The organism is Acetivibrio saccincola (assembly GCF_002844395.1).
GTDB classification, from domain to species: domain Bacteria; phylum Bacillota; class Clostridia; order Acetivibrionales; family Acetivibrionaceae; genus Herbivorax; species Herbivorax saccincola.
Window position 1 is genome coordinate 1,410,285 of sequence record NZ_CP025197.1, and the last position, 25,373, is coordinate 1,435,657.

Here is a 25,373-nt window from a genome sequence, read left to right on the forward strand (position 1 = left end):
ATATAATGTGAGAAATATAATGCGAGTAATGTAATCTGATAAATATAATATGAGTAATATAATGGGAGAAATAGAATACCAGTAATATAATGCGAGGGAAAAAAAGTGACCAGGGAAGAAATGAAGGTTAAACTTAAAGAAAACATTACAAAAAAGCGGTTTGTTCACTCAATAAATGTGATGGACCTTTCAGAAGAACTGGCAGCGGCACATGGGGCAGACCGGGAAAAGGCTGCTGTTGCCGGGCTTTTACATGATTGTGCAAAAAATATTGAAGCTGATGAATTGTTGCGGCTTTGTGAAGAATATAAAATAGATGTGAATGATGTGGAGAGACTTCAGCCAAAGCTGCTGCACGGAAAGGTTGGGGCGGTATTGGCATCAAAGGAGTATGGCGTTACCGATAAGGAAGTTTTAGATGCAATAGAGCACCATACCCTTGGCAGGGAAAATATGACTACCATGGACAAAATAGTTTTTATTGCCGACTATGTTGAACCAGGCAGGGATTTTGAGGGGATTGAAGAACTTAGGAAACTTGCTTTTGTTGATTTAGACAGGGCTATAATTGTTTCCCTTGAAAACATTATGAAGCACATTATGACTAAAGGGCTTTTGATTCATCCTGTGGCAGTGCTGGCAAGAAATGATTTGATAAAAAAGAGAATGAGGAAATAATGTTTATTTACATAGATAGTTTTCATATGGTATAATTTGAAACTGAAAAGACCCTTTATGAAAGGAAGGATTGTGTTTTGAAACCTGATAAGATAGCCAAAAAAATAGCTGATGTACTAGAAGACAAAAAGGCAAAGGATATAAAGATTATAAATATAAGAGAACTTTCCACATTAGCTGATTATTTTGTTATAGCCAGTGGGACATCTGTTATTAATATAAAAATGCTTTCTGATGAAGTGGAAGCTAAAATGGAAGAAGAGAATGTAAAGCTTTTACATAGAGAAGGCTACAATAGTGCCAGATGGGTATTGATGGACTATGGCAGTGTTGTTGTTCACATTTTCCATGAAGAAGACAGGGAGTTTTATAATCTTGAAAGATTATGGTCAGATGGTATGAAAGAACAGAGTTAAAATAGAGGTGGAGGTATTTTTATGCACTACAATTTTAAGGAAATTGAAAAAAAGTGGCAGAAAAAATGGGGAGAAGAAAAACCATTTTCTGTAAAAGAGGATGACAGCAGAGAAAAATATTATGTTCTAGAAATGTTTCCTTACCCTTCAGGTAAACTTCATATGGGGCATGTCAGAAATTATTCCATTGGGGATGTTGTAGCAAGATTTAAAAAGATGAACGGGTACAATGTACTTCACCCAATGGGTTGGGATTCCTTCGGACTGCCTGCAGAAAATGCTGCTATACAGAGAAATATCCACCCTAATGAGTGGACATGGTCAAATATAGAAAGCATGAGGGAGCAGCTAAAAGGACTTGGAATGGGATATGATTGGGACAGGGAAGTGGCTACCTGCCATCCTGATTATTATAAATGGACACAGTGGATGTTTCTTAAGCTTTACAAAAACGGGCTTGCATACAAGAAAAAATCATTTGTTAACTGGTGTCCTTCCTGTTCAACAGTTCTGGCAAATGAACAAGTTGTAAACGGGGCTTGCGAAAGATGCAGTTCCACTGTTACAAAGAAAGACCTGGAGCAGTGGTTCTTTAGGATAACAAAGTATGCCCAAAGGCTTTTAGACGATATTGAAAAGCTCAAAGGATGGCCTGACAAAGTAAAGACAATGCAGCAAAACTGGATTGGCAGAAGTGAAGGTGTGGAAGTTGATTTTAAAGTGGACGGGCTTGATAAAACAGTGAGGATCTACACCACAAGGCCTGATACCATTTTTGGTGTCACATATATGGTTATGGCACCGGAACATCCTTTGGCAAAAGAGATTATAGAGGGAACAGAGCAGGAAAAGGCTTGCACTGAGTTTATTGAAAAAATGAAGTTTTTAAGTGAACTTGACAGGACAGCAACGGATGTGGAAAAAGAGGGAGTGTTTACTGGAAGGTATGTTGTTAATCCTTTAAACGGGGATAAAGTACCTTTATATCTTGGAAACTATGTACTGGCGGATTACGGGACAGGGGTTGTCATGGCTGTACCTGCCCATGACCAGCGTGACTTTGAGTTTTCAAAGAAATATAATTTGCCTGTAAAAGTGGTTATTCAGCCGGAAGGAGAAGAACTTAATGCAGAAAGTATGACTGAGGCCTATGAAGATGTAGGCTACCTTGTGAATTCAGGACAGTTTGACGGCATTAAGAGTGATGAGGCAATAGATAGAATAATAGACTATATAGAAGAAAAGTCCTTTGGTGAAAGGAAAGTAAATTTTAAACTCAGGGACTGGCTGATTTCAAGACAGAGGTATTGGGGAGCTCCTATTCCTGTTGTTTATTGTGATGACTGCGGTATTGTACCGGTACCCGAAGAAGATTTGCCGGTTGTACTGCCTGTAGATGTTAAGTTTAAAGGAGCAGGGGAATCACCTTTAGCAACGAATGAGGAATTTTTAAAGGCAAAATGCCCTAAATGCGGTAAAGAGGGAAGACGTGAAATTGATACTATGGATACCTTTGTTTGTTCGTCCTGGTACTTTTTGAGGTATTGTGACCCATGTAATGATAAACTTCCTTTTGAAAAGGAAAGTGTAGATTATTGGATGCCTGTTGACCAGTATATAGGCGGTGTTGAGCACGCAATACTTCATCTTTTGTATTCCAGATTTTTCATGAAAGCCCTCTATGATATGGGGTATGTATCCTATGATGAACCATTTAAAAATCTTTTAACCCAGGGTATGGTTTTAAAAGACGGGGCTAAGATGTCAAAGTCCTTAGGAAATGTGGTAAGTCCTGAGGAGATAGTTGAAAAGTACGGGGCGGATACTGCAAGACTCTTTATATTATTTGCATCTCCTCCGGAAAAAGACCTTGAGTGGAGCGACCAGGGGGTTGAAGGATGTTACAAATTTATTAACAGGGTGTGGAGGATAATAAATCACTTTATAGATATTGTAAAAGGTGATTATGAAGTAAATCCTGCAGGGTTTACAAAGGAAGACAAAGATTTGTGGTTTGTTATAAATAATTCAGTTAAGAGAGTAACTGATGATATTGAAAAGAGGTTTAACTTTAATACAGCAATAAGTGCCATAATGGAGCTTGTAAATGCATTTTACAATTACAGTGACAAAGTGCCTGATGAAAAGAAAAACAAGGGAATAATAAAATCAGGTATTGAAAAAATGATACTTATGCTGGCTCCGTTTATTCCTCATGCGGCAGAAGAGTTATGGTGCTCTATAGGAAAAGAGGGCAGTGTCCATGATGAAAAATGGCCAGGGTATGACGAAAGTGCATTGGTTAAAGATGAAATAGAAATTGTAGTTCAGATAAACGGAAAAGTGAGGGATAAAATTGTTATCCCGGCTGGACTGGATAAAAAAGAAATGGAAGAAAAGGCTTTAGAAAGTGAAAAAATTAAGATGGCAATTGAAGGAAAGAATGTTGTAAAAGTAATTTCTGTACCAGGAAAACTTGTAAACATTGTTGTAAAGTAACTACTTGTTGTGAAAAAGGTCTTGTTATTGTGAAGTATGGATTTTGTCTGTGAGGATTTTATTGTAGAGTAAGATTTGTTGTGGAGTAAGGACTAAAAAGGGCTTTGGCATAAGCAGTAAAAATGCTTTTGCACAGCCTTTTTTTCAGGGTTTTTTAAAATTTTTCATGGTTTAGAATTTTCCATGGTTTTTTATTTAAAATTTATTTTTTGCAATTATACTTCTGGATATTTTTTTAAGTGTGATTCTAAGAAGTATAAATGCAATGAGAAAAAATATTGTGCCATTTAAAATGCGCTTTAGAAGTGACTTTTTTGTGGAGGTACCAGGTTTTTTTTCGACAGGTTTTTCAGGGATTTTTTCTTCCACAGTGCGTGTTGCAATAAGGTCTACTTTTCCAAGGGATTTCTGACCGTTTTTTATTTCTATACTGCCTAATACATCCCCCTTGTATACAGGGGCGGTTATATTTTCATTAATGTTTTTTTCAAAAGTAAGCTCATTAATACTTGTCCCCTTTGGGAGAACGCATTCAAAATCTTCAGCTACAAGCAAATCCAAATTGCTGTTTCCTGAAGCATTGGAAACATGTACAGTTTCAGCATATGAATTTTTGGCAAGTACATGACGTAATGAGAAATTTTTAAATCCGTATTCTAAAAGCTCTTGTGAATAGGTGAATACATCGTTGTATCTTTCAACCCCCATTACAGCAGCAATTAATTCCATACCGCTTTCATCCCTTGCGGATGAAACAAGATTGGCCAGTGCCCTGTCTGTATATCCTGTTTTTATACCTGTAACCTCAGTGTAGTATTCGGATTTAGAAAAAAGTAGTTTGTTACTGGTGTTTAGAAAAATTTCTTCATCGTGTTTGTTTGTAGGAGGTATTCTGTAGTAGGTTTTTTTTACTATTTCTCTAAATTCAGGCAGTGTCATGGCATGCCTTGCCATGAGAGCTAAATCATAAGCAGAGGAAACATGCAGGTGACCGTCTGCTGTATTGTCCATACCTGAAGGGTTTACAAAATTTGTACACTCAGCGCCTAGTTCCTTTGCCCTTTTATTCATAAGGTCAAAAAACTCCTCATGAGAAGAACTTATGTTTTCAGCTATAACATAAGCGGTTTCGTTTGCAGACCTAATTAATAAGGCATTTAAAATGTGAATCAGCTTTAGCCTTTCCCCTGCTATAAGACCTATATGCATTCCACCGGCGCCGATATTGTCAATGGCAGACTGGCTTACAGTTACCATACTGTCAAGATCCCCATATTCAATTGCTAAAATCCCTGTCATAATTTTAGTTGTGCTGGCAGGATGCAATGGGGTTTTGGAATTATATTCACATAATACTTGGCCTGTTTTAAAATCCATGAGAATATATGCCCTAGCAGGTATATTTAAAGGTTGTGAATTTATTGGCAAGACAGTTGATATTGCCACAGAAAGAACTAATATAATAAAAAGTATTTTTTTCATAAATTCCTCCGTCCAGATACCTTAATTATGTAGTTTAAAAGAGCTGTTTTAGTTACGCCTTATTAAAGTATAACAAAAAAGTTGAGAAAAATGTATATTAAAATCAAAAAAAAAATTTAGGTAATTAAAGGGAAGAAGTATAATGATGTAGAATTATAACAATATAAGAGTAAAAATTTTTAAACAAAAATTTTTTAAATTAAAGTTATATCAAGTAAAGTTATATCAAGGCGCTAAATGTCCCCACCAAAAAGTATTCTTTGGATGAAGTATATAAATTAATATGGAGGGAATGCTTATGCTGAAAGAGATGTTAAATTCTGAAATAACCATTAAAAGAGGAGTTTTAATTTCTCTTATTACAGCATTGCTTCTTAGCATGTCAATGACAGGGTATTTACTAATTATGTGGGATTATGGCGAAAATGTGATTATGATGAAACCGGATAATGAAATGGTAGTAATTCCCGAAAAAGAAGAGGAGATAGAAAAGGAAGAAGAAAAGGACAAGATAAAAGTATATGTGGTGGGGGAAGTGAAGAACCCATCGGTAGTTACTTTGGAAAAGGGGCAGATAATAGAAGATGCAGTTCTTTTGGCAGGGGGATTTACAGAAAATGCTGATGTGGAAAATATAAATCTTGCTTACATACTTACAGAAAATGTTATGCTGCAAATCAGAGGCAAAAAGGATGTGAAAGACGAGGATGGAGAAGGTGCAGGGGATGATGAGGGTGTACCGGAAAGTGGAGGTGTATCTGAAAATACTTTTCGAGAAATATCAGATCCGCTTTTTCCAGGAATGAATATTGTAGCGGACAGCGGCGGTGTTGTTGTAGGTGAGAGTTTAAATAGTGTAAAATTAAAGATAAATATAAATACAGCTTCTAAAGAACAGCTGACTACACTGCCGGGTATAGGACCTGCAATTGCAGATAATATAGTTGCATTCAGAAAGGAAAACGGAAGGTTTGAAAAAATTGAAGATATAATGAAGGTATCAGGAATAGGTGATGCCAAATTTAAGAGATTAAAGGATTTAATAACAGTTGAATAAGGTTAAAAGCCCTCCAATTCAAGGTTTTTGACAAATATATGGTTTATAAAGTATAATTAAATTGCAAAGTGAGACTTTTTGTTTTTTGAAAATTGAAAGGGGGGCTGGTTTGTTAGCTTGTTGCCTAACAAAGCACATTAAATGAAAAAAGTATGTATAGCTGCGGTAATATCATTAATGGTATTATCGGGGTGCAACAACTCCAAGTCTTCTAATGAAAATGGTAATTTAGAGGAGAAGGCATTAAAAACTCTTGCAGCTGATTCTTTAGAAACCTATGTTGCGGGAAATAGTGAAAGCAATGAAAATGAAGAGACTATAGAAGAGACTATAGAAGAGACTATAGAAGAGACTATAAGGGATATAACTCTCTATTTTAGCGACTATCAGGCGGAATATACAGTTGCTGAAACAAGAAAAGTGGAAATTAAAGGAAGTATCGAAGAGACTGTTTTTGAAGAGCTAAAAAAGGGACCTGAAAATAAGGAACTATATGGTGTAATTCCCGAAGGAACAAGGCTGTTATCCATCCAGACAGAGGACGGGGTCTGTACGGTGGATTTATCAGAGGAATTTGTTTCTAACCAACCGGGAGGAACGGCAGCTGAAACTATATCTATTAATTCCATTGTAAACACATTGACAGAACTTGAGCATATAGACAGTGTACAGTTCCGTATAGAAGGAAATGTAAGGGAAGTTCTTATTCACCATGCTTTAGACAGACCAATAAAGAGAAATGAAAATGTAATAAAAAATTAACAAAATAAAAAAGCCGGTATTTTAGCCGGCTTTTTTATTTGACTTTCATCAAGGGTAGAATGAAAACAGTTCTAATTATGTAGCCTAAAAATATTGAAATTGCAGGCAGTACAAAAAGATACAACAGCACTTTTTTATATCGTTTTCTTCTCAATTTTTTAAATTTATCTACCCTTTTTTTTCTCATTTGTGCCCTCCACAAATTTATGCTTATTTACAATTATTTTAAATATTATACCACAAATTAATAAAAAATATTATTTCCAGGGAAAGTGTTTTTTAGGAAGGAAGTTTTAGTGTTATTGAAAAAAAGCCGCCTGTATAGTACAATTGAAGGGTGGTTTATAGGACAGGTTGGATTACAGTTTATAGGAAGTTTGTAAGACATAATAAATTTCTAAAACTTGTAATTATGGAGGAAGGATTAATGAGTATTGATGTAAGTAAGATGCCAAAACTGGGCTTTGGACTTATGCGTCTTCCGGAAAAAGACGGAGAAATAGATATGGAAAAGGTATGCAAAATGGTGGATATTTATATGGAAAGCGGGTTCAATTACTTTGACACCGCTTATGTGTACCACGGGGGAAAATCCGAAGTAGCAGCGAGGGAAGCTATTGTAAAACGTTATCCTAGGGATTCTTTTTACCTTGCAACAAAACTTCCTGCATGGGAGATTAAAAAAGCTGAGGATTGTGACAAAATATTTAATACGCAGCTTGAACGTGCAGGAGTGGATTATTTTGATTTTTACCTTTTGCACAGTGTGGAGGAAGGAAGCAATTATGACAAATATATAGAGTTTAACTGTTTTGAATGGGGAATTGAAAAGAAGAAAAAGGGTCAGATAAAGCATTTCGGGCTTTCATTTCACGGTTCCCCTGCTTTGCTGGAGAAAATTCTTTTAGAACATCCTGAGGTGGAATTTGTGCAAATCCAGTTAAACTATGCGGATTGGGATAATCCCATTGTCCATTCAGGGAAATTGTATCAAATGTTAAAAGAAAGAAATATGCCGGTAATTGTAATGGAGCCGGTAAAAGGCGGCACCCTTGCAAGTACCACGCCGGAAATTGAAGCTATGATGAAAAAACACCAGCCGGATAAGAGCATTGCCTCCTAGGCATTCCGTTTTGCAGGCTCTTTAGACGGTATAACCACAATATTAAGCGGCATGTCCAATGAAGAACAGCTTAGGGACAATATAGAAACCTTTACAAACTTTGAGCCTTTAAGCGATAAAGAGAGAGAAATTCTCAATGAAGTGGTTAAAGCTATGCAAAAACTTCCCACCATACAATGCACCTCATGCAAATACTGTTGTGATGGGTGTCCTGTCAATATCAGTATTCCGGATGTAATAAGTGCTTTAAACACACTGCGTATGTATGGTGAAGATGCAAGACCCCGTTTCTATTACGGCAATTTGGTGGAAAGAAGCGGAAGAGCAGGTGAGTGCATTGCTTGTGGTCAGTGTGAAAGTGTGTGTCCTCAGCATCTACCAATTATAGAGACAATGAAGGAGGCCTCTGAAATTTTTGATAAGGAGTAAAGCTTTGGAGACAGATAACATTAAATTTTATAAACAGATAACATTAAATTATAAATGTAAAATAATGAAATGAAAAATGTATAAAAATGAGAAGGGGATATAATTATGATTAATGTGAGAAAGGGATTTAAACATGTTTTAGCGGGGGTAATTATACTTAGCATGTTACTGCCCTTATGGGTGACAGCACAGCTTGAAACCGGCTTTTTTATTGAGGCAGGAAAGAATGAAGTGGAAGTGGGAAAAGAGTTTGATGTGTACGTTAAGGGGAAAGATGTGGAGGACATATACGCATTTGAACTGGACATAATTTTTGAGCCTGATAAGTTGGAACTGATAAAGGCAGAGGGAACAAATGAAGGCTATTTCGCATATAATTTCATGGATGAAGACAAAATTCACTTTGTATATACAAAAATAGGCGATGTATCGCCTTTAAAAGGGAACGTAAACCTTTGTAAATTTACTTTTAAAGTTCTTGAAGCTGCAAAGGCAAGTATAGAACTAGAGTCGGTAAGGGTTGTAAGTAGTGAAATTGTTGATACTAAAGTTGGGGATTTAGAGTCTTTGGATACAAAATATTCTTTTGACGATAAAAAAATATCTATAACAGGTATTTTAAAGCCTGAAGATAAAGAACCGTCATCTCCGGGGGGAAGTAGCGGAACCGGTACTCTGCCGGGCGGTAAAGATTCAGAAAAAGAGGATGAAAGCACGGGAGAGGATGATAAAGTTGATGAAGTAGGAGAGGACGGTAAAGATTGGGACAAGGACGGGGAGGAAATAGAAGAACAGCCAGGAGATGTGCCGGGTGCAGTGGTTTTTACCGATATTGAAAACCACTGGTCAAAGGAGTTTGCATTAAAACTTGTTAATTTAGGCATATTAAAAGGCTATCCGGACAATACATTAAGGCCGGATGAGAAAATAACAAGGGCAGAAGGCGTAGTCTTGCTTGTAAACACTCTGGGGCTGGAAATTTCAGATGAAGGGGAAATAAGTTTTAATGATAAAGACATAATTCCTGCATGGTGTGCAAATCATGTAAAGATTGCTTCAGAAAAAGGTATACTGAAAGGATATGAGGACAATACACTAAGGCCTTTTAACAATTTAACCAGAGCGGAAATGGTTGTCTTGGTAATGAACGCTTTTGGCATTGAAAAGGCAGGGCTTGATAAATCCCGGTTTAAAGACGGGGATGAGATACCCGGCTGGGCAGCGGATTTTATAGAAGGAGCGGTTAAAGAGGGAATAGTTAAAGGTTATCCGGACAATACATTTAAGCCTGGAAACGAAGTTACAAGAGGAGAAGTATTTGCCATAATTGCAAATTGTATAGATTAATTGTTTGTAATTTTTATAGATTTATGTTGATTATTTAATCTATAAATGGTATTATACGTATGTAAAAAAATATTAAAGAAGGTGATTATGATAGTAAAAAAAGTTTTAGCCCTGCTGATGGTTGTTGTACTCTGTATGACTATGCTGGCAGCTTGTGGGGTGGCAAAAGAGTGCTTTTTTTGTTCCGAGGAGAAGAAAGGAAAAACCATAGACTTTTTCGGGGAGAAAGTACATATATGTAATGACTGCGAAAAAGATATAAAATCAGCATTTGAGTAGCGGAATTTGCTTTTATATTGATGTACATATCAGAAAAAATTTATAAATAATAGTACCTGAAAAAGCACAATAAAGCTGTTCTGCTAAATAATTAGCGGGACAGCTTTAAAAAAACAAATCTAAAAATATATACTTGGTGTAAAAGATCAAAGTATAATAAATTAAAATCAGAGGGCAGTTAACAGCCCTCTGATTTTAATTCTTTGCTAAGTTTTTTTATAGCTTTTTTTTCTATCCTTGATACATACGACCTTGATATTCCAAGCATTTTAGCAATTTCCCTCTGGGTTTTGCTGGTGCCGTTTAAAAGGCCGTATCTTAATTCTAACACCATTTTTTCTCTATGCTTTAAAACATCCTTCATTTTCTTATAAAGGCGCCTGACCTGCATCTTTAACTCCACTTCTTCTACAACAGATTCAGAGTCATTGCCTAAAACATCAATTAAAGAAATTTCATTGCCGTCTCTGTCCATACCTATGGGGTCTTGGAGGGATACTTCGCTTTGGATTTTTTTATTTGACCTTATTTGCATAAGTATTTCATTTTCTATACACCGTGCAGCATAAGTTGCAAGCCTTGTGCCTTTGTCATAGTTAAAGGTAGCAATGGCCTTTATAAGACCTATTGTTCCTATTGAAATTAAGTCATCAGAGTCGCTTATGGTGGAGGTGTATTTTTTTACAATATGTGCAACAAGACGTAAGTTTCTTTCAATTAAAACATTCCTGGCTTCCTCATCGCCTTCTGACAATTTTTTTATATAATACTGCTCCTCTTCGGGTTTAAGAGGTTGTGGAAAAGAGCTGGTATTGGATATATAACCAAATACAAAAAAGATGTTTTTAAGGCATTCAATAAATGGAATAAACAGAATATTAAACAAAGTAAAGTACCTCCAATAAATAGGTTACTTTATAAGTATATGAATTGAAAGGTAGGTAGGTGCAAGTACAAAAAGGTTTTTTAAAGATTTTTTTCACAGATTTCCTTTGCAATTTCTTTAAACACAGGGGCGGCAACATCTCCGCCGCTTTTTCCGTCTTCTATAAATACCACTATTGAGTATTTAGGATTTGCTTTAGGAAAATATCCTGCAAACCATGCATGAACCACTCTTTCACCGTCAATAACCTGACCTGTTTCGGCACTTCCGGTTTTTCCACCGGCACCGCCATAGGCGTCTAAATTTGCTTTGGTGCCTGTTCCGCTTATAGTAACTTCCTCCATGTAAGACTTTATATTATCGCATATTTCTTTAGGGAGAATTCTTTCCCCCTCTTCTTTTTTTATTTTTTTTACAATGTTTCCATCTGAATCAACAATACAATCAACAATGTTAACGGTGTTTTTTATACCGCCGTTTGCTATAGTTGCGATGATGTTTGAAACCTGAAGGGGGGTGGCAAGAATATCACCCTGGCCTATGGATATGTTGGCAATATCCCCGTGGGTATAATATTTGCCGGGTTGGGGAAGATGCCCATTAGATTCTTCAATACCCTGTACGTTTATGCCTGTAAAAAATTTTTTGGCAGTTTCAAGTATATTTTCTATGCCTGTGTTTATTCCCAGTTCTATAAAATAAGAGTTGCAGGAAGAGGCAAAGGCTTTTTTAACATCTACAAAACCATGGCCTCCTGATGCATATGAGGAGCATTTAAACTCTTTATCCCCAAGCATAAGATAACCCGGGCAATAAAAATTTGAAGGAGGGGTTTTGTTATCCAAGTATGCACTTGCAAGAACTATAGTTTTAAATATAGAGCCCAGATTGTATGAGGCAACTGCCCGGTTAAAAAGCTCCTTATCAGGGCTGTCTAAATACTCATCTATTTTGTCGGGATCAAAATCAGGTTTGCTTACCATGGCTACAACATCGCCGTTTAGCACATTTTGAATGACAACTGCTCCTTTTAAATTTCTTTTATCCAAAGCATTTTCTGCTATTTTTTGTATGTGATAGTTAAGTGTAAGTTTAACATGAAGTTTTTTATAATTTACAGGATTTAAAAACCTGTATCCAAGTCCCGCCAGGAAATTATCACTTGGGTATGTTACCATTCCTATGGAACTTTTGGAGTTAAGGTTTAGAACTTGGTCATAAGATTTTTCAATTCCGGTCTGTCCAATGCCGTCTGCTTTATTTAAATAGCCTGTGACATGCTTTGCAATGCCGGAATTGTCATGGCGCTTTAGTGAGTTTATAAATGAAATACCGGGAAGTCTTTCCTTTATGAGGATAGTTTTAGTATTGTTGTCAGTCATATAAATAATGGGCTCTTTTTTAAAATCCACTAATCTTTTAAGTTCACCGGGATTTACATTAAGTATATTTGCAATTATTTTAATTGCTTTTTCATTACCCTTTAAATTAAGGGGCTTAATTACAACAAAAACTTCATTTACCCTGTTTGTAAAGGGGATGGAGTTTGTATCTAATATGTTGCCTCTGTGGCTTTTAATATCTAAAGAAGATATCCTTTGGCTTGTGGCTGATACAGCAAGTCTTTCACCCACTTGCACCTGTATGTAAAAAAATCTTATAATAAGAGAAATAATTGAAACAGAAAAAAAGAAAAGCAGTATATAAAGTCTTTTTTTAATCATTAAAACCCCTCAAAATTGTATTTTTAGTTTATTATTGCTTTTGCTATAATTCTTAACCATATAAAATTATTCCACAATTTTGCGGGGGTTATACATTAAATTTATACATTAAATACCGGGTTTATTCACTTTTTTTTCTTAGCATTGCATATTTTAATGCCTTTTGCTTGAGAGGCATGTAGACAGTCATTTGGGGGTGGGGGGCAACGGTTATTTCTTCATTATCAATATTTCTCATAGACTCTATCTTTTGTACAAAATAATCCCCCACAGGGTTTACAACTTCAATTTCATCTCCCACATGCATTCTGTTTCTCTGTTCAATTGTGGCAATTCCCGTTTCTTCGTCAAAGTCTTTTACAACACCTAAAAATTCATATTCCCTTATATATGAACTGGTATGGTAAATCTGATCTTCTGAAGTTGTTTTGTTTTTATAAAAACCTGTTGTATACTCACGGTGGCTTGCCTTTGACACTTCTTCAAGCCACTTTTTATCAAAAACATAATTGTCTTTGTCCCTGTAATAAGCATCTATTGCTTCACGGTAGGCCTTTACAACAGTTGCAACGTAGAAGGAGCTTTTCATACGTCCTTCTATTTTAAGGCTTGTGACCCCTGAGTTTATAATGTCAGGAATGTGTTCAATCATGCACAAATCTTTTGAATTAAATATAAAAGTACCTCTTTCATCTTCCATGACAGGGTAGTACTCACCGGGTCTTTTTTCTTCCATGAGATAGTATTTCCATCTGCATGGGTGGGCACAAAGACCTCTGTTTGAATCCCTGTATGCCATATAATTGCTAAGAAGACATCTTCCAGAGTAAGAAATGCACATGGCACCATGGATAAATATTTCCAGTTCCAAATCTTCAGGGAGTTTGTCCCTGATTTCTTTAATCTCTTTTAAAGAAAGTTCCCTTGCCAGTACAATTCTTTTTATGCCGTTTTCATACCAGAATTTAGCACTAAGCCAGTTGGTGTTGTTTGCCTGTGTACTTAAGTGAATTTTCATATGAGGTGCTGTTTCTTTTACCAGGGAAAACACCCCCGGGTCTGAAAGAATTATTGCATCAACACCTATAGAGCTCACTCTTTTAATAAATTCAGGCATACCTTTAATATCCTCATTATGAGGAAATATATTCATTGTAATATATACTTTTTTTCCTCTGTCATGGGCAAATTTTACCCCTTCTTGCAAATCTTCATAGGTAAAATTGCCTGCAGAGGCACGAAGACCGAATTTTGTGCCTGCAAGGTATACTGCGTCTGCACCGTAAACAACAGCCATTTTAAGTTTTTCCAAATTCCCCGCAGGGGCTAATAATTCAACTTTTTTCATATGTATTACTCCATAGAACTAATTTTATTTTTTGTAACTTAGTGCAACACCGTCCCCAATGGGGATGATGCTTGTTTCAAGCAGGTCATTATTGCAAATATCGTCAAGGAAAGTCCTAAGCCTTGTTACAATTGTTTTTTTCCTTCTCACAACCAGCTCATCATTTGCAATCATACCTTTATACAATATATTGTCTGAAATTAATACCCCTCCGCTGTTTAAAAGTCGGATGCACTGGGGTAAAAACTCAGGGTATTGGCCTTTGGCCGCATCTAAAAAAATCATGTCATATTTTTTATCCAAAATTTTCAGTACTTCTGTCGCATCTCCGTATATTATATTTATAGTATCTTCTAAACCGGCTTTTTTTATGTTGTCTTTAGCTCTTTCTATCATAATTTCATATCTGTCAATTGTATCAATTTTAGCGCCCTTTGGCAGGACAGATGAAATCAAAATAGATGAATAGCCTATGGCGGTACCCACTTCTAAAACCCTTTTTGGCTTTAAAATAAGTGTTATTACTTTTAAAAGTGCAGCGACTTCAGGCTGCACAATGGGTACATGGTTTTCTTCTGCATAATCTTCCAGCCGGGCTAATATTCCTTCATTTTTTTTGATTGTTTTTCTAATATAGTCGTTTATATAATCAATGGAGACCATATTCATACATCCTTTTGTAAAATACATTCTAAGTAAAATATATTCTAAGAAAAAATACATTCTAAAAAAAGTATAAAATATATTCAAAATAAAATACATTATAGTCAAAAAATCTAATCAAAAAAGCCAGTCAAATAAGCTTAATTAAATAAGCATGATTTTTTAATAAAGTACGCACATAAAAACAAGTCATGCTTAATAAGAAACACCGTATTTTTGTTTAGCTGCCTCGTGTTCTTGTAAAGTTCTTGAAAACTCGTGGCTTCCGTCGCCCCTTGCAACGAAGAACATATAATCAGATTCTTCATTAGGGTAGAGGGCAGCTATTATAGAATCAAGACCAGGTGAACAAAGAGGACCTGGAGGCAAGCCTTCGTGGAGATAAGTGTTGTACGGATGCTCTATTTGTGTGTCTTCATATGTTAAGTTTTCCTTTACCTTGCCGTCCCTTTGTAAAAGTATATACTGTATAGTTGCACATGACTGAAGTTTCTTAAACGAAGGGTCATTACTTTTTAGCCTGTTGTGAAAAACACTTGAAACAATTTCTTTTTCTTCAGGGATTTTTGTTTCTCTTTCAATTATTGATGCAAGAGTTATCACTTCATCCACAGTCATGTCAAGTTCTTCAGCCCGTTTATAAAACTCAGGTGTAAACTTAATATTAAAATTATCAAGAAATTTTCTTATAACCATTTTTGAAGTTGACTTTGGATCAAAAAAGTATGTGTCGGGAAATAAATATCCCTCTAAAGGAAATTCCCTTTCAGGAAGACCTTCTAAAAATTTATAATCAAACTTTTCCTCTGAGGCGGTTTTTATAAAGTCTTCCTTGTCTATAAGGTTGTTTTTTGCCAGAATTTCAACTGTTTCGGTAAAGGTTTTGCCTTCAGGTATGGTTACATTAATACTTATAGGATTTTGGCTTAATACACGCATTATTTCATCGTAGCTCAAATCCTTGGAAATTAAGTGCCGCCCGGATCTGTAATTTCCGTCATGACCATTAAAAAAGGACAAAAACTTAAAAATCCTGGGATATTTAATTATATCCTTCTCTTTAAGTATTTTGGCAATGTCATCAGTGCTGGAATTGAAAGGAATTTCAATTTCCACAGCTTCACCGGATTCTATTTTTTTAGTTATTTCACTAATGGTGAGTTTATCCGCATTGGTTATATACCTGTAGCTAACAGTTGCCCCTACAATGAAAACAAACGTAAAGAATAAAAAGTATAAAAGCAATGAACGGAAAATACTTCTTTTACGCTTTTTTGTTTTTCTTCTTTTTTTTGTCCTGTTAGTCTCCCCACTCATATTATTCACCACTCTGTATAAAATTTTTTAATTATTTATTTTTGTGACCATTTAATGCCTTTTTTCTAAGCCTTATATTTTTAGGTGTAACCTCCACCAGCTCATCATCTGCAATAAACTCCAAAGCTTGTTCTAAGCTTAGGATAGTTGGAGGCGAAAGCCTCAAAGCTTCATCAGAGCCGGCAGCCCTTATATTTGTCACATGTTTTTTCTTGCATACATTTATTAATATATCTTCTTGTTTTGCATTTTCACCAACAATCATGCCTTTATATACTCTAGTGCCGGGTTCTATAAATAAAGTACCCCTTTCCTGGGCGTTATAAAGCCCGTAAACAGAGGTTTCCCCCTCTTCCCAGGCAATCATGGAGCCTCTCCGCCTAATGGTCAGATCACCTTTATAGGACTCATATCCATAAAATACATGATTCATTATACCATTTCCTTTTGTGTCAGTCAAAAGTTCTGATCTGTAGCCAATAAGGCATCTTGCGGGGATTTTAAATTCCAGCCGCATGTATCCTTGGGCGGAAGAAGCCATATTAATAAGCTCGGATTTTCGCATTCCCAATTTCTCCATTACCACTCCCATATAATCTTCCGGTACATCTACTATTAAATATTCCACAGGTTCGCATTTAACCCCGTCTATTTCCTTATAAACCACAGTGGGTTTGGAAATTTGAAATTCATATCCTTCCCTTCTCATTGTTTCAATTAAAATGGAAAGATGCAGTTCTCCTCTTCCATACACTTTAAATGAGTCAGGGGAATCTGTTTCTTCAACTCTCAGACTTACATTTGTTTCAAGTTCTTTAAAAAGCCTGTCCCTTAAATGGCGTGATGTTACATATGTTCCTTCCTGGCCTGCAAAGGGACTGTCATTTACACTAAAGGTCATGGATATTGTAGGCTCATCAATGTCAACAAAGGGCAGTGGCTCTATTTTTTCTAAATCACAAATTGTTTCACCTATATTTACATCTTCTATACCTGATATTGCAACAATTTCCCCTAAAGAGGCAGAAGTAATCCCGATTCTCTTAAGACCTTCAAATGTGTAGAGATTGCTGATTTTTACCTCATCCACAGAGCCGTCTTTTCTGCAAAGTGCAGCAGTCTGGCCTGCTTTTATTGTGCCCCTTTCAATTCTCCCAATGGCAATTCTTCCAATATAGTCATTATAGTCTATACTGGACACCAAAAATTGCAAAGGCTCCTCCAAAGAACCTGTTGGTTTTGGAATGGTATTTATTATAGTTTCAAATAAAGGTTTTAAGTTTGAAGTCTTTTCATTTAAATCCAAAGTTGCATACCCTTCTCTTGCTGAAGCGTATACAACGGGAAAATCCAGCTGCTCATCATCAGCCCCAAGTTCTATAAAAAGTTCCAATACTTCACCCAGCACTTCCTGAGGTCTTGCATCAGGTCTGTCTATTTTATTTACCACCACTATTGGTTTTAAATTTAAACCCAGTGCCTTTGTTAAGACAAACCTGGTTTGGGGCATGGTGCCTTCAAAAGAGTCCACTAAAAGCAGCACACCGTCTACCATTTTTAAAACACGTTCAACTTCACCGCCAAAGTCAGCGTGTCCAGGGGTGTCCACTATATTTATCTTGACCCCGTTATAGTGGACGGCGGTGTTTTTAGAGAGGATTGTAATTCCTCTTTCCCTTTCAAGGTCGCCGGAATCCATAACCCTGTCATTTACATGCTGGTTGTCCCTGAATATCCCGCTTTGTTTTAACAATCCGTCTACCAATGTTGTTTTCCCATGGTCTACATGGGCGATAATTGCTATATTTCTTAAATCTTCCCTTATATGTATCACTTAAAAAACTCCTTGCAGCATTTTTATAACCTTGAATTTTTACATTAATAATTCTAAGTTATCATATTAGCTGTTGTCAACAAAAAAAACTTTTTCTAAATTTTTATTGACTTTGGTTATAATTTGTGTAAAAATGCCTAAAAGATTAATATAATAATCAATAGTGTATCGATACAGATGGAGGGATTTTAATGTCAGGTAGATTTGGTACAAGTAAAGATTTGGCAGAAATATTACGGGGCGGGGTAATAATGGATGTTACCAACCCTAAAGAAGCGGAAATTGCCCAGAAAGCAGGGGCGGTTGCAGTAATGGCGTTAGAAAGGGTACCGGCTGATATAAGAAAACAGGGCGGTATTGCAAGAATGTCTGACCCTAAGATGATAAAGGAAATAATTAATGCTGTATCCATACCTGTTATGGCTAAGGTGAGGATAGGGCATTTTGTGGAAGCACAAGTTTTAGAGGCTATAGGAATTGACTACATTGATGAAAGTGAAGTTTTAACACCAGCAGATGATAAGTGCCATATAGACAAGAAGGCGTTTAAAACTCCTTTTGTATGTGGTGCTCAAAATTTAGGAGAAGCATTAAGGAGAATTGCAGAGGGCGCATCAATGATAAGGACAAAAGGTGAAGCGGGAACCGGAAATATTATTGAGGCAGTAAAGCATATGAGAACTATGATGTCTGAAATAAGAAGGCTAAAAAATCTTCCAAAGGAAGAGTTAATGACTTTTGCAAAAGAAATTGCAGCACCATATGAGCTGGTTGTGAAAGTTGCAGAGGAAGGAAAACTTCCTGTTTTAAACTTTGCAGCAGGAGGAGTGGCAACACCGGCTGATGCTGCGTTAATGATGCAGCTTGGAAGTGAAGGTGTTTTTGTAGGCTCAGGAATATTTAAGTCTTCAAATCCTGAAAAAACTGCAAAGGCAATTGTGGAGGCAACTAAGTATTATAATAATCCGGAAGTTATTGCAGAGGTATCTGAAGATTTGGGAGAACCTATGCGCGGGGTTGAAATTCCCCAGGTATAAAGTTTATAAAAAACTTAAAATAAAAAACTCAAAAAATAAATCCCAATATGCCGTTTAGAAAAAATTTTTTCTAAATGGTATATTGAGGATTGAAAAAAGAAAAACTATATGATATACTACTTAACGGAAAATACACACGGAATTTGATTTATGGAAGGGTGCCGCAAGGGTTTTCCATAAAGATGAGAATTCCGGAGGTATAAACTAACCGGAGGTGTTTTTTTATGTCAGTTATTTCTATGAAACAGCTTTTAGAAGCAGGTGTTCATTTTGGACATCAAACAAGAAGATGGAATCCTAAAATGGCAGAGTACATCTTCACAGAAAGAAACGGTATCTATATTATAGACCTTCAAAAGACCGTAAAGAAAATTGAAGAAGCATACTTCTTTATCAGAGAAGTTGCAATGAACGGGCAAAAAGTTCTTTTTGTAGGTACCAAAAAACAAGCCCAGGATTCAATAAAAGAAGAAGCTACAAGATCCGGACAGTTTTATGTAAATGTAAGATGGCTGGGCGGAATGTTGACAAACTTCAAAACCATCCGTGGAAGAATCCAGAGATTAAAAGAATTAAACCAGATGGAAGAGGAAGGAATGTTTGAGGTATTACCTAAGAAAGAGGTAATAAAGCTTAGAAATGAAATGGCAAAGCTTGAAAAGTACCTTGGTGGTATAAAGGATATGGATGAATTGCCAGGGGCTTTGTTTGTAGTTGACCCAAGAAAAGAAAAAATTGCTATTCTTGAAGCAAGAAAATTAGGTATACCTGTTGTCGCTATTGTTGACACAAACTGTGATCCGGATGAAGTGGATTATGTTATCCCAGGAAATGATGATGCTATAAGAGCTGTAAAGCTAATTACAGCAAAAATAGCGGACGCAGTTATAGAAGGAAGACAGGGCGAACAATTGTCTACAGGTGAAGAACCACAGCAAGAAGTTAAGGAAGAAGTGTCATTACAAAAAGAGGAAGAACAAAAAGAACCTGAACAGAAGGAAGTACAACAAGAGGCAGAACAGCAAGAGGTAGTTGCTGAAGCTTAATTTTGTCAAAAAGTTTCTATTCTTCTTAAAAAGCCTGGCTTTTTAAGAAGAATAGATAAGATTATCAGTGTTATTAAATAATAATATTTAATAAATAGTTAAACAACTAAATAATTAATAAATTAACAAACTAAACTACCAGATTGTATTATGGAAGTTACTTGATGTAGTTAATTGTTAAAATAGTTATTTATAGTGATAAAATTATATAAAATTAAAATAAAGTTTGGAGGAGTAAGAATGGTTACTGCAGGTATGGTTAAAGAGCTTCGTGAAAAAACCGGAGCAGGTATGATGGATTGTAAAAAGGCTCTTGCCGAAGCTAATGGTAATATGGAAAAAGCTATAGAAATTTTAAGGGAAAAAGGTATTGCATCAGCTGCTAAAAAATCAGGCAGAATTGCAGCAGAGGGATTAGTTGATGCCTATATACATGGTGACGGAAGAATAGGTGTATTAGTAGAAGTTAATATAGAAACTGATTTTGCGGCGAAGAATGAAGAGTTTAAGACTTTTGTAAAGGATATAGCTATGCAAATTGCAGCAGCTAAGCCAGAATACATAAGAAGAGAAGAGATTCCGGCTGAAGTAATTGAAAAGGAAAAAGAAATTTTAAGTGCACAAGCCCGCAATGAAGGAAAACCAGAAAAAATTATAGAAAAAATGGTTGAAGGAAGAATAGAAAAATTCTATAAAGAAGTATGTCTTTTAGAACAGCCGTGGGTTAAGGACCCGGATAAGACTATACAAGATCTTTTAAATGAAAAAATTGCCACTATTGGTGAAAACATAAACATCAGAAGGTTTGCAAGATTTGAAAGAGGCGAAGGAATAGAGAAAAAACAAGAAGATTTTCAAGAAGAAGTTATGAAGCAAATTAAAGGTTAATTTTGATGATATTTATAGGAGCATATAATATATTTATATGTTCCTTTTTTAGAATAATGTTAAAATTTTAAAATATAATAAAAACTTTGAAACAATATTTTTATAAGAATATTTTAGAATGGGTGGAATTTTTCAATGCAGAAAATTAAATATAAAAGGGTTATTTTGAAAATAAGCGGTGAAGCTTTAGCAGGTGATAACAAGCACGGAATAGATACCGATACTATAAATGAAATTTCAAACAGGATTGAAAAAATATACAAAATGGGCGTTGAAGTGGCTATAGTTGTTGGCGGGGGAAATTTTTGGCGTGGAAGAAGCGGTGTAGGTATGGACAGGACAACCGCCGACTATATGGGAATGCTTGCAACGGTTATAAATGCTTTAGGACTTCAGGATGCATTAGAGTCAAAAGGAATTCCCACAAGAGTCCAAACTGCCATAGAAATGAGGCAGATTGCTGAACCCTATATTAGAAGGAAAGCGGTAAGGCATTTAGAAAAGAAAAGAGTTGTGATTTTTGCATGTGGTACAGGAAACCCGTTTTTTTCAACAGATACCACTGCAGCCCTCAGGGCGGCGGAAATTGATGCAGAAGTTATTTTGCTTGCAAAGAAAGTTGATGCTGTGTATGATTCGGATCCAAATATCAATCCAAATGCCCAAAAATTTGACCGGCTTTCATACTTAGATATACTCAACAAGGAGCTTGGGGTAATGGATTCAACTGCAGCTTCTCTTTGTAAGGACAACGATATACCCATTATAGTTTTTGGACTGGACAACCCTGAAAATATAGTAAAGGCAGTCTTAGGCGAAAATATTGGAACAATAATAAATAAGTAAAGGAGAGGTGGTAGTATGTCAAAAGAGGAATATAAAGAAATGAAAGAGAAAATGAATAAAACTTTAAGTGTTTTAAAGGGAGAACTTAACGGTGTCAGGGCGGGCAGAGCCAATCCTTCAATTTTGGATAAAATAAGTATAGACTATTATGGAACACCTACACCTATCAACCAGTTAGCTAACATTTCTATTCCGGAAGCCAGGGTTATAGTAATTCAACCATGGGAAAGCAGTGTTTTGAAGGATATTGAAAGGGAAATTCAAAAGTCGGATATAGGGATTAATCCAAGCAACGACGGAAAAGTAATAAGGCTTGTATTTCCTCCCCTGACTGAAGAGAGACGAAAAGAACTTACAAAAGTAGCGAGAAAATATGGGGAAGATGCAAAAATTGCAATAAGATCCATAAGAAGAGATGCTATAGAAAAAATGAAAGCTGCAAAGAAGAGATCAGAAATTACTGAAGATGATTTAAAAGTAGCTGAAAAAGAAATTCAGGAAATAACTGATAAATTTATTGCGGATATTGATTCCATTGTTAAGAAAAAGGAAGAAGAGATACTTGAGGTTTAATGAAACATGGTTGACAGGTTATTAGCATTGACTTTTATGGAAGCTAAAGAAATTATTGAAAAGGAAGGAAAGCATATATATTCTGTAAAAGTTGCATCACCACCTAAAAATCCATCAAATGAGTATGACGATGACTACAGGGTAATAAATGTAAGGGAACTGAATAAATTAGGTATTGAACTTATAGTTTGTAAGCCCCTCTTGTGTTGAGAGGGGTTTACAAGCTTATTTTGGAGGTCAGAAATGAGTTTTATTGATAGATTTTTTAAAAAAGATAAATATATTAATAAACTGAATAAAAGTAAATTGCCTAAGCATATTGCCATAATAATGGATGGAAACGGGCGGTGGGCTAAAAGAAGGGGGCTTCCCAGGACGGTAGGACATAGGGAAGGTGCCAAAACATTAAAAACCATTTCCACCTTTTGTGGGAATATAGGAATAAAATATCTAACTGTATATGCTTTTTCTACAGAAAATTGGAAAAGACCAAAAGAAGAAGTGGATGCTTTAATGGATCTACTCCTTGATTATTTAAAAAATGCAGAAAAGCATATTGGCGGAAAAGATGTGCGCATACAAACAATTGGGGATATAAGCGTACTTAGCAGTGAGATTCAAAAAGAAATTGAGAGGGTAACAAGGGAAACAAAAAACAACAGCGGGTTAATTTTAAATATAGCCTTAAATTATGGCGGAAGAAACGAAATGGTACACTGTGTTAAAAGCATAGTTGAAAAAATAGAAAAAGGTGAAATTACCAAGGAAGATATTAATGAGGAAATAATTTCTGAAAATTTATATACAAAGGATATACCGGATCCCGATATATTAATAAGACCTGGCGGGGAGAGCAGGCTGAGTAATTTCCTTTTGTGGCAGGCTGCTTATACTGAGATTTGGTATACAGATGTTTTATGGCCTGATTTTAGGGAAAAACACATTATTGACGCGCTGTTAGATTATCAAAACAGAAATAGAAGGTTTGGAGGATTGTAATTTTTATGAAAGTCAGGATAATAAGCGGTGTTATTGGGTTTTGTATACTGCTGGCAGTTTTATGGGCAGGAAAACTTGTGCTGGGCTTAGCTGTTTCTATAGTATGCCTTATTGCACTGTATGAATTTTATAAGTCAGTTTCTAAAGCAGGCTATAAACCGGTTAAATTACCGGGCTATTTATCAGCTTTTATATTGGCTTTTTTAGGAGTTGACCACTCTTTAACTCCGGCGGGGTTTTCCGGGGTTTTGGTACTGTTTATTTTTTTAAGCATTGTCTTTTTATTTTCTTTTATTATTTTTTTAAATAAAAAGCATAATATTATAGACATTTCTCTGTCTTTTTTCAGTATATTTTATATAACCTTTTTGTTTTCTTTTATTATATTGACAAGAAACCTTCCAGGCGGAAAATATCTCGTATGGTTTATTTTTATTGGAGCCTGGGCGACAGATACATTTGCATATTTTTCCGGTAGGTTTTTTGGAAAAAGAAAGCTTATTCCTTCTATAAGCCCTAAAAAAACTGTAGAAGGGTCAATAGGAGGGGTGATTGGATGTATGCTTATAACTGTACTTTATGGTATGTATCTTTCAAATATTAATATGCTTAATGGATTTGTCGTATACCACCTTATTCCTTTGGGTTTTTTGTGCGGGATAGTATCCCAGATAGGGGATTTGGCTGCATCTTCTATAAAAAGATATGTCAATGTAAAAGACTTTGGAAATATAATGCCAGGGCACGGAGGGGCATTAGACAGGTTTGATAGCATATTATTCTGTGCACCGGTGGTATACTTCTACATAAATATCCTGTATCTTTTATAAATATCCTGTATATTTATATAACAGCTTTACTATAACAGCTTTACGATATAACGGCTTTCCGGTATATGAGGTTTCAAATGCGGTAAATTTTAACTTATATAGTAAGTTTATTATATTAAGAGGGAGATTGTAATGGTTAAAAGTATTTCTATTTTAGGCTCAACAGGGTCTATTGGGGTTCAGACGCTGGATGTGGCGAGAAATTTAAATATTAAGGTTGAAGCTTTGTCCGGCAATACAAATATAGATTTACTTGAAGCCCAGGCCAGGGAATTTAAACCCAGTATGGTGGCGGTAAGAGATGTTGATGCTGCCAATGTACTAAAGGAGCGCCTTAGTGACTTAGGTATTGAAGTTGCAGGCGGGATGGAGGGTTTAAAGAGGGCGGCTTCTTTAGAATGTGTTGATATGGTTGTTGTATCTATAGTTGGGATAGCAGGGCTTATTCCAACAATGGAAGCTATAGAAAATAAAAAAAATATTGCCCTTGCAAATAAAGAAACCCTGGTAACGGCAGGATCCATTGTGATGAAAAAGGCAGAGGAGAAGGGAGTTAAGATACTTCCCATTGATAGTGAACACTCTGCTGTTTTTCAATGTTTAATGGGAAATATTATTGAAGATGTGTCAAAAATTATTTTAACTGCTTCAGGAGGGCCTTTTAGAAATAAAACAAAGGAAGAGCTTGAAAAAGTAACGGTTAAAGAAGCGCTGAAGCATCCTAACTGGGATATGGGAAGCAAAATAACAATAGATTCAGCAACACTGATGAATAAGGGATTAGAGGTAATAGAGGCAAAGTGGCTTTTTGGTTTGCCGGTGGATAAAATTGAAGTTTTGGTTCACCCTCAGAGCATCATTCATTCCATGGTGGAGTATAATGACGGTTCTGTGATGGCACAGCTGGGCTTGCCGGATATGAGGCTTCCTATACAGTTTGCCCTGAGATATCCTAAAAGAAGTGTCAATGGATTTCCAAAACTTGACTTTTTAAAACACAATAATCTGACTTTTGAGATGCCGGATACTGAAAAGTTTCCTTGTCTTAGACTTTCCTATGAAGCAATAAAGGCAGGTGGAACTATGCCGGCTGTTATGAATGCAGCTAATGAGGAAGTTGTAAGTTTGTTTATAGGAGAGAGGATAAATTTCATACAAATACCACAAATCATAGAAAAGGTTATGGAAAAACATCAGGTTAAGCACAATCCTTCTTTAGAAGATATAATTGAAGTGGATTTGTGGGCAAGGGAAGTTGTAAAAAAAATCATATAATAAATGGTCTATTGTGGTATAATAATAAAAAGGAG

General features: G+C 35.8%; 26 protein-coding genes. 18 read left to right on the forward strand and 8 right to left on the reverse strand.

The window, feature by feature from the left end:
* Window positions 1–105: 105 nt before the first annotated feature.
* The 3 genes from yqeK (at window position 106) to leuS (ending at window position 3,593) form a co-directional block, all read left to right on the forward strand.
* Window positions 106–678: a bis(5'-nucleosyl)-tetraphosphatase (symmetrical) YqeK gene (yqeK, locus tag HVS_RS06260; protein ID WP_101300285.1), complete on the forward strand. Its 573-nt coding sequence runs from the start codon at window positions 106–108 to the stop codon at window positions 676–678.
* A gap of 77 nt (window positions 679–755) precedes the next feature.
* Window positions 756–1,094, forward strand: coding sequence for a ribosome silencing factor (rsfS, locus tag HVS_RS06265; protein ID WP_101300288.1), 339 nt, complete (start codon window positions 756–758; stop codon window positions 1,092–1,094).
* 21 nt (window positions 1,095–1,115) lie between these two features.
* Window positions 1,116–3,593: a leucine--tRNA ligase gene (gene leuS / locus HVS_RS06270; RefSeq protein ID WP_101300290.1), complete on the forward strand. Its 2,478-nt coding sequence runs from the start codon at window positions 1,116–1,118 to the stop codon at window positions 3,591–3,593.
* Between the two features lie 195 nt (window positions 3,594–3,788).
* Here leuS and HVS_RS06275 read toward each other — a convergent pair whose 3' ends face one another.
* Complete coding sequence (locus tag HVS_RS06275; RefSeq protein ID WP_101300292.1) at window positions 3,789–5,075, reverse strand: D-alanyl-D-alanine carboxypeptidase family protein; 1,287 nt, start codon at window positions 5,073–5,075, stop codon at window positions 3,789–3,791.
* Window positions 5,076–5,373: 298 nt separating this feature from the next.
* On the opposite strand from HVS_RS06275, the gene HVS_RS06280 reads away from it, so the two are divergent.
* Together HVS_RS06280 and HVS_RS06285 are read left to right on the forward strand one after the other, a co-directional pair.
* On the forward strand, window positions 5,374–6,132 hold the full coding sequence (locus tag HVS_RS06280; RefSeq protein ID WP_101300294.1) for a ComEA family DNA-binding protein: 759 nt from the start codon (window positions 5,374–5,376) through the stop codon (window positions 6,130–6,132).
* Between the two features lie 141 nt (window positions 6,133–6,273).
* Window positions 6,274–6,894: a GerMN domain-containing protein gene (locus tag HVS_RS06285; RefSeq protein ID WP_101300296.1), complete on the forward strand. Its 621-nt coding sequence runs from the start codon at window positions 6,274–6,276 to the stop codon at window positions 6,892–6,894.
* A 34-nt stretch (window positions 6,895–6,928) separates the two neighbouring features.
* On the opposite strand, the gene HVS_RS16685 is transcribed toward HVS_RS06285, so the two are convergent.
* Window positions 6,929–7,081: a hypothetical protein gene (locus tag HVS_RS16685; RefSeq protein WP_169926536.1), complete on the reverse strand. Its 153-nt coding sequence runs from the start codon at window positions 7,079–7,081 to the stop codon at window positions 6,929–6,931.
* A 240-nt stretch (window positions 7,082–7,321) separates the two neighbouring features.
* Here HVS_RS16685 and HVS_RS17635 point away from each other — a divergent pair, with 240 nt between their 5' ends.
* The 4 genes from HVS_RS17635 to HVS_RS06300 all read left to right on the forward strand — a co-directional run bounded on the left by HVS_RS17635 (window position 7,322) and on the right by HVS_RS06300 (window position 10,072).
* Window positions 7,322–8,017 (forward strand): aldo/keto reductase, encoded by a 696-nt coding sequence (locus HVS_RS17635; protein WP_341456967.1) that lies wholly within the window; start codon window positions 7,322–7,324, stop codon window positions 8,015–8,017.
* Between the two features lie 51 nt (window positions 8,018–8,068).
* Window positions 8,069–8,446 (forward strand): 4Fe-4S dicluster domain-containing protein, encoded by a 378-nt coding sequence (locus tag HVS_RS17640; protein ID WP_341456968.1) that lies wholly within the window; start codon window positions 8,069–8,071, stop codon window positions 8,444–8,446.
* Window positions 8,447–8,551: 105 nt separating this feature from the next.
* Complete coding sequence (locus tag HVS_RS06295; protein ID WP_101300298.1) at window positions 8,552–9,793, forward strand: S-layer homology domain-containing protein; 1,242 nt, start codon at window positions 8,552–8,554, stop codon at window positions 9,791–9,793.
* 87 nt (window positions 9,794–9,880) lie between these two features.
* The gene (locus HVS_RS06300; protein ID WP_101300300.1) at window positions 9,881–10,072 is read left to right on the forward strand and encodes a hypothetical protein; all 192 of its coding nucleotides are present in this window, start codon (window positions 9,881–9,883) and stop codon (window positions 10,070–10,072) included.
* Window positions 10,073–10,250: 178 nt separating this feature from the next.
* On the opposite strand, the gene sigK is transcribed toward HVS_RS06300, so the two are convergent.
* From sigK to typA, 6 genes are all read right to left on the reverse strand, one after another.
* Window positions 10,251–10,958, reverse strand: a complete 708-nt coding sequence (gene sigK / locus HVS_RS06305) for an RNA polymerase sporulation sigma factor SigK (protein ID WP_101300302.1) — start codon at window positions 10,956–10,958, stop codon at window positions 10,251–10,253.
* 80 nt (window positions 10,959–11,038) lie between these two features.
* On the reverse strand, window positions 11,039–12,682 hold the full coding sequence (locus tag HVS_RS06310; protein ID WP_101300304.1) for a peptidoglycan D,D-transpeptidase FtsI family protein: 1,644 nt from the start codon (window positions 12,680–12,682) through the stop codon (window positions 11,039–11,041).
* A gap of 121 nt (window positions 12,683–12,803) precedes the next feature.
* Window positions 12,804–14,030, reverse strand: a complete 1,227-nt coding sequence (locus tag HVS_RS06315; RefSeq protein WP_101300306.1) for a peptidase U32 family protein — start codon at window positions 14,028–14,030, stop codon at window positions 12,804–12,806.
* Window positions 14,031–14,054: 24 nt separating this feature from the next.
* A complete protein-coding gene (locus HVS_RS06320) occupies window positions 14,055–14,693 on the reverse strand; it encodes an O-methyltransferase (RefSeq protein WP_101300308.1) in 639 nt (212 codons plus the stop codon).
* A gap of 195 nt (window positions 14,694–14,888) precedes the next feature.
* Window positions 14,889–16,010, reverse strand: a complete 1,122-nt coding sequence (mltG, locus tag HVS_RS06325; protein ID WP_101300310.1) for an endolytic transglycosylase MltG — start codon at window positions 16,008–16,010, stop codon at window positions 14,889–14,891.
* 31 nt (window positions 16,011–16,041) lie between these two features.
* Complete coding sequence (gene typA, locus HVS_RS06330) at window positions 16,042–17,841, reverse strand: translational GTPase TypA (protein ID WP_101304107.1); 1,800 nt, start codon at window positions 17,839–17,841, stop codon at window positions 16,042–16,044.
* A gap of 194 nt (window positions 17,842–18,035) precedes the next feature.
* On the opposite strand from typA, the gene pdxS reads away from it, so the two are divergent.
* The 9 genes from pdxS (at window position 18,036) to HVS_RS06375 (ending at window position 25,338) form a co-directional block, all read left to right on the forward strand.
* Window positions 18,036–18,881: a pyridoxal 5'-phosphate synthase lyase subunit PdxS gene (pdxS, locus tag HVS_RS06335; protein ID WP_101300312.1), complete on the forward strand. Its 846-nt coding sequence runs from the start codon at window positions 18,036–18,038 to the stop codon at window positions 18,879–18,881.
* Window positions 18,882–19,105: 224 nt separating this feature from the next.
* Entirely contained in the window at window positions 19,106–19,927 is an 822-nt protein-coding gene (gene rpsB, locus HVS_RS06340) for a 30S ribosomal protein S2 (RefSeq protein ID WP_101300314.1), read from the forward strand.
* Between the two features lie 240 nt (window positions 19,928–20,167).
* Complete coding sequence (gene tsf, locus HVS_RS06345; protein WP_101300317.1) at window positions 20,168–20,815, forward strand: translation elongation factor Ts; 648 nt, start codon at window positions 20,168–20,170, stop codon at window positions 20,813–20,815.
* 135 nt (window positions 20,816–20,950) lie between these two features.
* Window positions 20,951–21,661, forward strand: a complete 711-nt coding sequence (gene pyrH, locus HVS_RS06350; RefSeq protein ID WP_101300319.1) for a UMP kinase — start codon at window positions 20,951–20,953, stop codon at window positions 21,659–21,661.
* A 15-nt stretch (window positions 21,662–21,676) separates the two neighbouring features.
* Window positions 21,677–22,234, forward strand: a complete 558-nt coding sequence (gene frr / locus HVS_RS06355) for a ribosome recycling factor (protein WP_101300321.1) — start codon at window positions 21,677–21,679, stop codon at window positions 22,232–22,234.
* 6 nt (window positions 22,235–22,240) lie between these two features.
* Window positions 22,241–22,444: a hypothetical protein gene (locus HVS_RS06360; RefSeq protein ID WP_101300324.1), complete on the forward strand. Its 204-nt coding sequence runs from the start codon at window positions 22,241–22,243 to the stop codon at window positions 22,442–22,444.
* A 33-nt stretch (window positions 22,445–22,477) separates the two neighbouring features.
* The gene (locus HVS_RS06365; RefSeq protein WP_101300326.1) at window positions 22,478–23,233 is read left to right on the forward strand and encodes an isoprenyl transferase; all 756 of its coding nucleotides are present in this window, start codon (window positions 22,478–22,480) and stop codon (window positions 23,231–23,233) included.
* A gap of 5 nt (window positions 23,234–23,238) precedes the next feature.
* Window positions 23,239–24,063 carry a phosphatidate cytidylyltransferase gene (locus tag HVS_RS06370; RefSeq protein ID WP_101300329.1) on the forward strand — a complete coding sequence of 275 codons (825 nt, stop codon included), beginning with the start codon at window positions 23,239–23,241 and terminating at the stop codon, window positions 24,061–24,063.
* A gap of 132 nt (window positions 24,064–24,195) precedes the next feature.
* Entirely contained in the window at window positions 24,196–25,338 is a 1,143-nt protein-coding gene (locus tag HVS_RS06375; RefSeq protein ID WP_101300331.1) for a 1-deoxy-D-xylulose-5-phosphate reductoisomerase, read from the forward strand.
* The last annotated feature ends 35 nt before the right edge of the window (window positions 25,339–25,373 follow it).